This is a genomic window from Gemmatimonas sp., from assembly GCF_027531815.1.
Taxonomy (GTDB): domain Bacteria; phylum Gemmatimonadota; class Gemmatimonadetes; order Gemmatimonadales; family Gemmatimonadaceae; genus Gemmatimonas.
Genome location: NZ_JAPZSK010000004.1, coordinates 433,216 through 445,419, shown reverse-complemented (window position 1 = coordinate 445,419; position 12,204 = coordinate 433,216). Strand labels below are relative to the sequence as shown.

The following is a 12,204-nucleotide window of genomic DNA, read 5'->3' as shown; positions in this document are numbered from 1 at the left end:
CTCGCATGACGCCCCTTCCTCTGCACTCGGCTGCGCCGTCGTCCGCCCCCGACCACGCGGACGCGTCGCTCGACACTAGCCCCGAAGCCGTTGACGCCCTGATCGCGGCCGGTACCGTCGCGCTGCGGGGGCCGCGCGGAATCGCGGATCACCCAGCCGACCGCACCAGCACCAGCGAGAGCGACCTGCTACTGCTCAGCCTGACCCACGACCTCAAGTCGCCGCTGGGGGGACTGATGCTCACCATCGACCAACTGCACTCGGGCATGGCGGGTCCGCTCACCGCCACGCAGGAGCACTTGCTCGGACGGGCGCGCAGCGCCGCCCAGAGCATGGCCATTCTCATCAGCAGTCTCGGCGATGTGGCGGCGCAGAGTTCACCGTTGGCCGCAGTCGATCGCGTCTTCTCGCTGCGCGGTGTTCTCGAGGATGTCCGGGCCGCGACACGGCCGCTGTTCGAGGACCGGCGCCTCTATCTGCGCGTGAGCATCGACCGCGCGGATGCGTACCGTGGCAATCCGCTGGTTTTTCATCGGACCCTGCTCAACCTGGTCGTGAACGCCATCACGTTCACTGAGGTGGGCGGCATCACGATCACGGTGAGCGAGGAGAGCGATGGCACGCTCGTCACCCGCGTTATCGACAGTGGCATCGGGCTTTCGGAGCCCGGCAGCACCCCGTGCGGTGCGATCGAACGCCGTGGGCTGCCCATGATGCCATCGGGGATTGGCCTTGGTATCTGTATGCGTCTGCTCGATCTGGTCGGCGGCACGCTGTCCCTCGAGGACAACGCCGGGGCCGGTACCACGGCCACTGTCCGGTTGCCACGACGCCAACCGTCGTAGCGCAGTGCCTGGGCCCCACCTCCTTCTGGCGGAATGCTCATGCGTTTCCTGCCCTCCGCTTTTCGCCCGTTCCGATTGAGACGCGGTGCTCTTTAACAGCATAGAATTCATTTTCGCGTTCCTCCCCATCGCCTATGTCGTCTTCTGGCTGCTGCCGACGGCGTCGTGGCGGTACCGGTGGCTGACCCTCACCGGGTACGTGTTTTACGGGTGGTGGGATCCGCGTTTCTGCCTGCTCATGGCCTTCTCGACGCTCGTGAGCTACGTGGCAGGCCTCGGTATGCTGCGATCGCCGGTGGGTTCACGGGCACGCAAGATGTACCTCGTGGTCCCCATCGCCATCGACCTCAGTCTGCTGGCGTTCTTCAAGTACACGAACTTCGCGCTCGACACGGTCCGGTCGCTATCGACGGCCGCCGGCGCGCCGCTCGAGGTTCCCCATCTCGATATCATCCTGCCGATCGGCATTTCGTTCTACACGTTCCACACCATCAGCTATATCGTGGATGCGTACCGTGGCACCATCACGCCCACGCGCAACGTGTGGGAGTTCGCCACGTACGTATCGCTGTTCTCGCAGCTCGTGGCCGGGCCCATCGTACGCTTCCGCCAGATCGAGGAGGACCTCGAGGCGCTGGGGCGCAGCAGCCGAACACGCTGGCTCACCAAGGGCATTTCCTTTTTCTGCATCGGTCTCGTCGAGAAGGTCCTGGTCGCCGACACGCTGGCCGCGCTGGTCGATCCGTCGTTTGCCAATTGGCGGGAGCTGTCCTCGAGCGGCGCCTGGCTGGCGGTAATCGGCTACACCTTCCAGCTGCTGTTCGACTTCTCCGGCTACAGCACCATGGCCGTGGGTCTCGGATTTCTGTTCGGGATCCGCATTCCGCAGAACTTCAATTCGCCGTACAAGGCACTCAATCCGTCCGACTTCTGGGAGCGCTGGCACATCTCGCTCTCCTCGTGCCTTCGCGATTACCTGTACATCCCCCTCGGCGGCAACCGGTTCGGCACCTTCAACACCTACCGGAACCTGATGCTCACCATGCTCTTCGGTGGGCTCTGGCACGGCGCGTCGTGGACCTTCGTCTTCTGGGGCTTCTACCACGGACTGCTGCTCTGTGTCTACCGGGTCTTCAAGGCGACCTGGGATGGCCTGCCCAAGCTCGCGCAGCAGCTGGGCATGTTCGTGGCTGTCATGGTGGGGTGGATCTTCTTCCGCGCCACCTCGTTCGGGGAAGCGCTGCACATCCTCCGCCTACTGGTCATCCCCACGGACGGGCTGCACTTCACCGAGGTCAATCTCGGGTTGGCCATGGTGACGATGGGCATCGCCGCGTGGTGGAGCATGGCGGGGCCGAATGCGTTCGAGATGCGCCATGAGTGGACGTGGCGTCGGCGGCTCGGACTGGCCGCCGCCTTCGGCGCTGGCCTCGCGATGATCGTAACGGCACGTCCGTCGCCCTTCCTCTACTTCCAGTTCTGATGAGCACCGCGCGTTCGCTGGTCGGTTCAGCGGTCGCTGCCAGTTTGGTTGGCGCCTCCGCTCTCGAGTTCACCGTGCGGCTGGACGACTGGGCGCAATTCGGCGTGCCGCTGTCCGCTCCCGCCGTGGCGATGTCCGAGCTCGCCGTGCGGGACTCGCTGGGTTTTCACGCTCGGGCCGGTGTGCATTACCGTCAGTATCGGATCAACCGCTGGGGGTTTCGTGGCAGCGACGTCGATCCGGCCACGCGCAACGGGTCGCTGGTGTTTGCCGCGGGGGCCTCGGAAACGTTCGGGTTGTACGAGTCACCCGGTCGCGACTGGCCGCAACAACTGCAGGACAGTCTGCAGCAATGCGCGCGGCCGGTGCACGTGCTGAACGCGGCGTTCGCGGGGATGTCGCTGCCCACGGTACGGCAGGACTTCGTGCGACGGCTGCAACCGCATGCGCCGGCGGTGTGGATCTACTACCCGACCCCCATGCAGTATCTCGCGTCGCCGCTGCCGACGGCGGCGGAGCCGCTCCCAGGAGCCATCGAGCCCCTGTCTCCGTGGCGCTCACGGGCCTTGCCGCGCTTCCGGGATGCCATCAAGCGCGGCGTCCCCGAACCGCTGCTCGACCTGGGCCGGACGCTCATGACGGCACGGGCGCGAAAGGTCGACGTCATCACGGCGCGCACGACGGTGGACCAGGATCGTCTCGACGCCTTCGAACGGGATTTGCGCGTCCTGGTGGGTACCGTGCGCGGTGCCGGTACGACGCCGATCCTGATGGTGCACGCCAATCGGTTTACCGATACCACGTCGCTGGATGCCCGCCGCATGCTCACGGCGTGGGAGCGCTTCTATCCGGAGTACACCGGCACGGCCATCGTGCGCTTCGACGCGGCGGCGGCGGAACGCACCCGCACGGTGGCGGCCGATTCAGGCATCATGCTCGTGGATCCTCGAGCGCGGTTGCGCACCCTCGGTCCCTCGGCCTTCCGCGACTTCGGGCATTTCAATGATTCGGGCGCCGCTGCCGTTGCCGGCGAGACCGCCCGGGCGCTGCACCCCCTGCTCTGTCGGGGCGGCAACAAGTAACTCGGTCGCTGCGCACGTCAGCATCTCGAACATTCATCGAGCAGAAGGTCGGTGTCTCGCTGGAACGACGGCAACAACGAAGGGCCGCCACGTCATCGTGGCGGCCCTTTGCGTTCCCTGCGCAGCGACGCTCCGTCAATTCCCCGCGTAGAACGCGAGGCGGTCCACGTCTACCCATTGCCCGCCGAGCGGCGTGAGAACCGAGGAGGGGCCGCCGCCGCGTGTAAAGTCGAGGCGCCCACGCAGGAACAGCACCTGCGAGCCGTGGACCACGAAACTCACGTTCCGACGGTCGAGTACCAAACGCCCGTCCACCCACACGCGCTGCTCGCCATCCGATTGGCCCGGGCTGTTGAGGCGCGTGTAGTATTCGATGTGGAACCACCGGCCGATCGGAATGACGCCGGCCGGTGAGAGCGCGGTGACAAGCGGAGCAACCGGCCCGTTCATGGGGCCGCTGAATCCAGCGAGTTCCCCGTTGCGCCCGATGTTGAGCAGCGGCGCTCCCGCCCCTGGCGCCACAAGGACCGGGTAGAGCAGCTTTTCGGTGTTCGTATGGAACTGGTAGTTCGCACTGTAGCGCAGACGCACCGACATGTAGTGGGACCGTGCATTCATTTCGCCCGTCGTGATCGTCATCGGCCCTACGCCGTTCCCCGCGTGCCGCTCCGGGAACCATGCCCGCACCACGGAGCGCCCGTCCACATTCATCAATGCCACACCGTGTGTCGTTGGAGACTGCACCGTGTTGCGGTCCCAGTTGATGATTTCGATACCCGGAACATTCTGGTTGTCGAATTCGGAGTCACCCACCATCCGCATGCCACTGGGCAGGTTCGGGGTGAAGGCGGTGGGGACCGGGGGAGGCGGCGGTGTTGTTCCCGTCACGGTAACCGTGGCCGTATCGCGCAGCGATCCGCCGGTGTGCGCCACGATTACGCGGAACGACCCGCTCGTGGCCGGGGCGACCCAGAGTCCCGTGCTGGCATTGACGGTGCCGCCGTCGGGCGCCGTGTAGGTCACTGGCGGCAACGTGGTGGCACCGGTGGACCACGACGCAGTCGCAGAGAACTGCACCGACGCGCCACCGGCCACTGAACTGGTGCGCGGCGCAATACGCAGCGTGACCAGGGCAGGCGGCGGTGTAGTTCCCGTCACGGTAACCGTGGCCGTATCGCGCAGCGAGCCGCCGGTGTGCGCCACGATTACGCGGAACGACCCGCTCGTGGCCGGGGCGACCCAGAGTCCCGTGCTGGCATTGACGCTGCCGCCATCGGGCGCCGTGTAGGTCACTGGCGGCAACGTGGTGGCACCGGTGGACCACGACGCAGTCGCAGAGAACTGCACCGACGCGCCGCCAGCCACCGAGCTGGTGCGCGGCGCGATGCGCAGCGTGACCAGTTGCGGGGCCGCCACCGTGATGTTCGCGGTGTCGCGCGCTGGCGTCGCCGTGCTGCTCACGACCACGCGGAAGCGACCGGCCGTGGCAGGCGCCACGAACGCACCGGTGGTGGCGTTCACCGTGCCGCCGTCGAGGGCCGCATAGCTGATGGGAGGAAGCGTCGTGGCACCGTTCGACCAGCTGGCCGTGGTGGAAAGCTGTACCGTTGCACTTGGCGACACCGACACATCCTTCGGCGAAACTCGGAGGGCCGTGACGGTCGGCGCTGGTGCGGCCACTTGCACGGCGACGGCCGACGTGTCCGCCACGCCGCAGGCGCAGGTGGCCACCACCATGAACGTGCCGGCGAGGCTTCCGGCCGTATACAATCCAGATGAAGTAATGGTCCCTCCAGTTGCTGAATACGTCACAGGTGGCACCACCGCGCTGCCATCCGACCAGCGCGCGGACACGGTAAACTGTTGCGTGCGGCCAGTGGAAAGCTGAACGGCCTCGGGGCTGAGCGTAAGGCTCGTCACGGTGGGTGTCGCGCTGGCCACCGAAACGGTGGTCCGTTCAAGCCCATTCCCCCCCGACGCCGTGATGGTGGCCGTTCCTCCCGTCAGCCCGACAACCATGCCGTTTCGCGATACACCCGCCACTCCCGGATTGCTGCTGCTCCAGCGAACGGACCGCTTGAGATTGACCGTCGTCAACTGGACCGAGTCCCGGACGCGCAGGGTCACGGCGCTACCGGTTCGGGCGGTCAGCAGGGACCCTGTGGGAATCCCGGTAACGAGTTCGCTGTGGGCTCGATCGTCGGCACAGGCCGAGACGAGTAGCATGGTGGCGAGGGCGCCGGTCAGACGCGCATAGCGGATGTGCACAGACTTCTCCTGATCCGTTCCCGGATTCGGTAACCCAGCCGGCCTGGCGACCTTCGTCGCGACAGCCCCGAGGCTTTGCGTCCCCGCCTTTCGGCGGGTATGCCGTTTCGTCGATGAGTCGGGTCATGGTGTGCATCTTCACACAGCCGCGGCCTGAAGTCCGACTCGCTTGAGCGACGATATGGATATGTCCGCAGTAACCGTGTTTCAGTGACCCAAAACACGTATGTCTTTCGATGTGACAGGTTGGGCGAATCCGCGTTACCTACATCACAATTCTGGCCTCTTTCCTCACATCGGAAGACTGCGATCCCGGCGCAGATTCTCGCGCAGGCACGCACGCACTGGTGACCCTTGCCAGCCTGAACCGTATTATGGGTGATTGGTGCCCCGAGTCCGCGCCCATACTGCCGGCATACGCCGCGGGATGCCGGTGCCTGCCCGTTTCTTGAGCAATGCCCCGACGCCTTCTTCGACGCACCGTAATGCCTGCGGCGGTTATCGCCGTGGTCGCCGTTCCCACCGCGTGGATTGCGCGCCCCGATCTCGTGCAGAAGGCGCGTGAGCTGGGTGTGCGTCGTACGCTGGCCAAAGCGTGGGACCGCGTCCGGCGCGGCGGGCTCACGGCGGTGGTCGGTGAAGCTCTGACGGTTCCCAAGGATTTCATTCCGACCGTCGGTGGGACGTTGACGTACTCGCTGGCGGATTCCTCGGGCATGCCGCCCCGGGAAGACGCCGCTGCCCGTAACGCCCTGCCGGAATTCGTCGATGTACCGGGCGTCGATGTGGCGCAGCTGCCGCCAAGTACCGCACCGGAACCGGTGGAGCGTGGCTGGTATCGGAGCGGCGCGGACGCCCAGTCCACGAAGTACTCCGCGCTCGATCAGATCACGGTGAGCAACGTGCGACAGCTCCAAGTGGCGTGGAGCTACTCCCTGGGCACCGACGTTGGCGACTCCACCAAGACGGGCCCTACCGTGCAGACCAATCCGGTGGTCGTCGGCACGCACCTTTTCCTGACCAGCGTCGAAGGGGACCTCGTGGCCGTCCATGCCGCGACCGGCAAGGAGCTGTGGCGCACGCCGCTGCCGGCACCGGTGGCCAAGCGCGGCCTGGTGTGGGAACCCAATCCGGACTTCACCGCGTCACGGCTGTTCGTGCCCACCAGCCGCGGGGTGTACGCGGTCCGTGCCGCCGATGGCACGGTGATCAAGGAGTTCGGCACCGAAGGCGTGGTGGGCACCAATGCCTCGCTGATCGCCCCCGTCATCGTCGGTGATCGTCTGGTGGTGGCCACCCTCGAGCCGGCGGTGGAAGCATACGATCTGCGCACGGGCACTCGCCTCTGGTCGCGGTCCCTTCTGTCGAAGCCCGGCGGACAGCCTGCCGCGTTGGACGGCGCGGCCCCCTGGGGAGGCATATCGGCCGATGTGCAGCGCGGGATCGCGTACGTCTCCACGGGCAACCCCCGACCGGCCATGATCGGGTCCAGTCGACCGGGCAAGAACGACTACTCGTGCAGCGTGGTCGCCATCGACACGAAGACCGGAGCGGTGCGCTGGAGCTTTCAGGAAGTCGAACACGACCTGTGGGATCTCGACCTTCCGGCCGCCCCCGTGCTGACCACCATCACGCGCGAAGGGCGAACAGTCGACGTGGTGGCCGTCCTCACCAAGCGTGGCAACACCCTGCTGCTCGATCGCGATGGCGGCCGCCCCATCTTTGGTTACCAGCGTCGACGAACCCCCACGTCGTCCATTCCCGGCGAGCAGACGGCCGCGTACCAGCCGGTGTTCACGCTGCCCGAGCCCTTTTCGCGCGACGAGTTCACCCGCGACCAGATCACGGACATCTCGGAAAGCGCGCGGCGGACCGCCGAAGACAAGCTGCGGGATGCTCGCTTCGGTTTCTTCGAACCACCAGTCATTGGCGGCAAGATCGCGTTCTACGGCGTGCACGGTGGCGCCGAGTGGCCGGGGGGTGCTGTGGATCCGCGCAAGGGCATTCTGTATGTCCCGTCGACGCAGGTCCCGTGGGTGATTCGTGTCCAATACGCGGACGTGAAGGCGACCAGCAAGTCCGGCGCAGACCTTCTGGGGAACACCCTGTACCAGTCCACCTGCGCCTCGTGCCACGGTGCAAGCCGCAGTGGTTCGTACGAGTGGGAGGGCGCGGGCGACGCCTACGTCCCCTCGCTCGTCGGTATCACCTTCCTTCGTCGCCGCGATCAACTGGAGTCGCCCGCCGACTTCGCCGCGCGCCACGAACGGGCCGGCAAGCGCCCGGCGGTCACGGCCACGAACCTGCAGCAGCTGTACGACTACTTCGCGACGCTCGACCAACGCGCCGACCGGCAGCGTTCCCTGTCCCTGAGCGCGTTCTGGCAGCTGGTGCTCGACGATCGGGGACACCCGGCCAGTCGGCCGCCGTGGGGGCAGCTGACGGCGCTGGACCTCAACAGCGGACGCAAGCTGTGGCAGGTCCCGTTCGGACGCCTGGACGGCGTTCGCCCTGACGGCAAGCCGGTGCTGGGGTTGCAGAACATCGGCGGTGTAACGGCGACGGCCGGCGGGCTGCTCTTTGCGACGGGCACGACCGACAACATGGTCCGGGCCTTCGAGGCCGCCAGCGGCGCCGAGCTGTGGGCGTACCGGTTGCCCGCCGCCGGTTCCACCATGCCCACGGTCTACGACGTGAACGGCACGCAGTACGTGGTGGTGGTCGCAACAGGCGGCGCCTACAAGGGCTTCTCGGGGCGCTCCGATCGCGTGATCGCGTTCACGTTGCCGTCATCGGCGCGTTGACGGCCACGAGGGCGCGCCCACGCGTGGTGCGCTCCCGGTAGTCCCGCTGCTGGTCCTCAGCCATCGGGCCGACACCGAAATAGCGACTCTCGGGCCGCCAGAAGTACCAGCCGCTCACACTGGCCGCCGGAAACATCGCGAAGCTCTCCGTGAGCGTCATGCCGGCGCGCGCCGGTACATCCAGGAGCGTGAACAGGGTGCCCTTTTCCGCATGATCGGGGCACGCGGGATAGCCCGGCGCGGGACGTATCCCCTGATAGCTCTCCTTGATGAGCCCCTCGTTGGTGAGGGTCTCCCCGGCCGCATAGCCCCAGAACTCCGTGCGGACGCGCTGGTGCAACCGTTCCGCGAACGCTTCGGCCAGGCGATCGGCCAGCGCCTGTACCAGGATTGCCCCGTAGTCATCGTGCGCCGCGCGATACTCCGCGGCCAGCGCCTCCACCCCGTGCCCGGTGGTCACGGCAAACGCCCCGACGTAATCGACGACACCGCTAGCCACGGGCGCCACGAAATCGGCCAGGCAGAAGTTCGGCCGTCCATCACCCTTCTTGTCGAGCTGTTGGCGCAGCATGTGCAGCGTGGCCAGCGGTTCGGTGGCGGTGGCGTCGGTGTACAGCGTGATGTCGTCGCCGATGGCATGGGCCGGCCAGAAGCCGAACGCCGCGCGCGCTTCGATTCGGCCGTCGGTCACCAGGCGATGGAGCATGGCCTGGGCGTCGGCGAACAGCGTGCGCGCCGAGGGCCCCACCACCGGATCGTCGAGGATCTCCGGGTAGTGGCCTGCCAGCTCCCACGTCTGGAAGAACGGCGTCCAGTCGATGAACGACACGAGATCGTCAAGCGGATATGGCGCCAGCGTACGTGCGCCGGTGAACGTGGGGACGGGCACCGGGACGGACAGGTCGATGCGCGCCCGGTTGGCGCGCGCGTCTGCCAGTGACACCAGACGCTCCGCGCCACCGCGGGCGCTCCGCGCGTCGCGGATGGCGGCGTAGTCCCGTCGCACCTCCGCCACGTACGCTTCGCGCCGCTCGTCGCTCAGCAGGTTGCTGGTCACGCCGACGGCGCGCGACGCATCCAGCACATGCACCACCGGCCCACGGTACTCAGGCTCGATCTTGAGCGCCGTGTGGGCCTTGCTGGTGGTGGCCCCGCCAATGAGCAAGGGAATGGTGAATCCCTGCCGCTCCATTTCACTGGCCAGGAAGCTCATCTCCTCAAGGCTGGGCGTGATGAGGCCACTCAAGCCGATCACGTCGGCGTTCACCTCACGCGCCTTGTCGAGAATGGCCGCACAGGGCTGCATCACGCCCATGTCCACCACCTCGTAGCCGTTGCACTGCAGCACCACGCCCACGATGTTCTTGCCGATGTCGTGCACATCGCCCTTCACCGTGGCCATGAGCACGCGCCCGTTGGTCTTGGTGTCGGCCGTCTTGCGCTGCTCGATGTAGGGGATGAGATGCGCCACGGCCTTCTTCATCACGCGCGCGCTCTTCACCACCTGCGGCAGGAACAGCTTGCCCGCACCGAACAGGTCACCCACCACGTTCATGCCTCGCATGAGTGGCCCTTCGATCACTTCGATGGGATGCGCCACCGTCTGACGCGCCTCTTCGGTGTCGGCCACGACGTGCGCGTCAATCCCATGTACCAGCGCGTGCGTGAGCCGCTCCTCAACCGGGAGAGAACGCCACGCCGCTTCCTCAGCGCCTCCGCTTTTCCCTGTGCCTCGCAGCTGTTCCGCCACCTCCATGATGCGCTCGGTGGCGTCGGGACGACGGTTGAGGACCAGATCCTCCACACGATCACGCAGATCGAGCGGGATGTCTTCGAACGGCACGAGCGCGCCGGCGTTCACGATGCCCATGTCCATGCCGGCCCGAATGCCGTGGTACAGGAACACCGCGTGTATGGCCTCGCGCAGCGGATTGTTGCCGCGGAAGGAGAAGCTCACGTTGCTCACGCCGCCGCTGATCTTGGCGTGCGGCAGCGTGGCCTTGATCTGCCGTGTGGCCTCGAAGTACGCCACGGCGTAGCCGGCGTGCTCCTCGATGCCGGTACCGATCGCGAAGATGTTGGGATCGAAGATGATGTCCTGCGGCGGGAACCCGACCTGCTGCGTGAGCAGGTGGTAGGCGCGCGTGCAGATCTCCACCTTGCGCTCCACCGTATCGGCCTGCCCTAGCTCGTCGAAGGCCATCACGATGACCGCGGCGCCGTAGTGGCGGACGAGGCGCGCCTGACGCAGAAACTCCGCTTCTCCCTCCTTGAGGGAGATGGAGTTCACGATACCCTTGCCCTGCAGGCACTTGAGTCCGGCCTCAATGACGCTCCACTTGCTGGAGTCGACCATGATGGGCACGCGAGAGATGTCGGGCTCGCTGGCCACGAGGTTGAGGAACGTGACCATGGCGTGCTGCGCATCGAGCAGCCCTTCGTCCATGTTCACGTCGATCAGCTGCGCGCCGTTCTCCACCTGCTGGCGCGCCACGGCCAGCGCCTCAGTGTAGTTGCCCTCGAGAATGAGCCTGGCGAAGCGGGCCGAGCCGGTCACGTTGGTGCGCTCACCCACGTTCACGAAGTTCGTGGTGGGGCCCACGGTGAACGGCTCGAGCCCACTGAGGCGCAGCAGCGGCTCCACCTGCGGCACGCGTCGCGGTGGCACGCCCTCCACGGCCTTGGCAATGGCCGCGATGAACTCGGGGCTGGTCCCGCAGCAGCCGCCCACGATGTTCAGCAGCCCGCTCCGTGCCCACTCGGCAATGTGCTCGGCCATCATATTCGGCGTTTCGTCGTAGCCGCCGAAGGCGTTCGGGAGTCCCGCGTTGGGGTGGGCGGAGATGTGACAGTCCGCGATGCGGCTGAGCTCCTGCACATAGCCGCGGAGCTGCGCGGCGCCAAGCGCACAGTTGAGGCCGATGGAGACCGGGCGCACGTGCGCCATGGAGGCCCAGAACGCTTCGGCGGTTTGCCCTGACAGCGTACGCCCGGACGCGTCGGTGATGGTACCGGAGATCATCACCGGCATCGTCATCCCCGACTGCTCGAAAAAGGTCTCGATCGCGAAGAGGGCGGCCTTGGCGTTCAGCGTGTCAAAGATGGTTTCCACCATCAGGATGTCGGCGCCGCCATCAACCAGCCCACGCGTCGCCTCGAGGTAGGCGGCCACCAATTCGTCGAACGTCACGTTGCGCGCCCCCGGGTTCTCCACCTCGGGGGAAATGGACGCCGTACGATTGGTGGGGCCCAGCACGCCGGCCACCCACCGCGGGCGGGTGGGATCCTGCCGCTCGACCTCGTCGCAGACGCGACGCGCCAGCGCGGCACCCGCCACGTTCAGCTCGTAGCTCAGCGCCTCCATCCCGTAATCGGCCATGGAGATGGCGTTGGCATTGAAGGTGTTGGTTTCGAGCATGTCGGCCCCGGCCTCCAGGTACTCCCGGTGGACGCTCGCAACCAGATCCGGCTGGGTCAGAACCAGCAGGTCGTTGTTGCCCTTCACGTCGCGCGGCCACTCGGCGAAGCGGTCTGTTGTGCCGAGGCCCCGATAATCATCTTCGGTGAGCCGGTGACGCTGCAGCATGGTGCCCATGGCCCCATCGAGCACGAGGATGCGTGAGGCAAGCGCGGCCTCGAAAGCGGCACGACGGCGCAGGAGCGCCATGCGATTCGGTGGGACGGCAGCGGCAGTGTTCGACATGTTGGTAAGTTATTCACAT

Annotated in this window: 6 protein-coding genes and 1 riboswitch; of the genes, 4 read left to right on the top strand and 2 right to left on the bottom strand. The window is 66.5% G+C overall.

Features of this window, described 5'->3' with window-relative positions; genetic code table 11:
- The first annotated feature begins 5 nt into the window (after window positions 1-5).
- The 3 genes from O9271_RS05720 to O9271_RS05710 all read left to right on the top strand — a co-directional run bounded on the left by O9271_RS05720 (window position 6) and on the right by O9271_RS05710 (window position 3,410).
- Window positions 6-845 carry a HAMP domain-containing sensor histidine kinase gene (locus O9271_RS05720; RefSeq protein WP_298266989.1) on the top strand — a complete coding sequence of 280 codons (840 nt, stop codon included), beginning with the start codon at window positions 6-8 and terminating at the stop codon, window positions 843-845.
- A gap of 85 nt (window positions 846-930) precedes the next feature.
- Window positions 931-2,328 (top strand): MBOAT family O-acyltransferase, encoded by a 1,398-nt coding sequence (locus O9271_RS05715; RefSeq protein ID WP_298266986.1) that lies wholly within the window; start codon window positions 931-933, stop codon window positions 2,326-2,328.
- Window positions 2,328-3,410, top strand: coding sequence for a hypothetical protein (locus tag O9271_RS05710; protein ID WP_298266984.1), 1,083 nt, complete (start codon window positions 2,328-2,330; stop codon window positions 3,408-3,410). Before O9271_RS05715 ends, O9271_RS05710 begins: the two co-directional genes overlap by 1 nt.
- A 135-nt stretch (window positions 3,411-3,545) precedes the next feature.
- On the opposite strand, the gene O9271_RS05705 is transcribed toward O9271_RS05710, so the two are convergent.
- Complete coding sequence (locus O9271_RS05705; protein WP_298266981.1) at window positions 3,546-5,678, bottom strand: Ig-like domain-containing protein; 2,133 nt, start codon at window positions 5,676-5,678, stop codon at window positions 3,546-3,548.
- Window positions 5,679-5,703: 25 nt separating this feature from the next.
- Window positions 5,704-5,792, bottom strand: a riboswitch (cyclic di-GMP riboswitch).
- Window positions 5,793-6,163: 371 nt separating this feature from the next.
- On the opposite strand from O9271_RS05705, the gene O9271_RS05700 reads away from it, so the two are divergent.
- Window positions 6,164-8,482, top strand: a complete 2,319-nt coding sequence (locus tag O9271_RS05700; protein ID WP_298266978.1) for a PQQ-binding-like beta-propeller repeat protein — start codon at window positions 6,164-6,166, stop codon at window positions 8,480-8,482.
- Here O9271_RS05700 and metH read toward each other — a convergent pair.
- A complete protein-coding gene (gene metH, locus O9271_RS05695) occupies window positions 8,457-12,149 on the bottom strand; it encodes a methionine synthase (protein ID WP_343213873.1) in 3,693 nt (1,230 codons plus the stop codon). The two genes, O9271_RS05700 and metH, sit on opposite strands and share 26 nt — an antisense overlap.
- Between the last annotated feature and the right edge of the window lie 55 nt (window positions 12,150-12,204).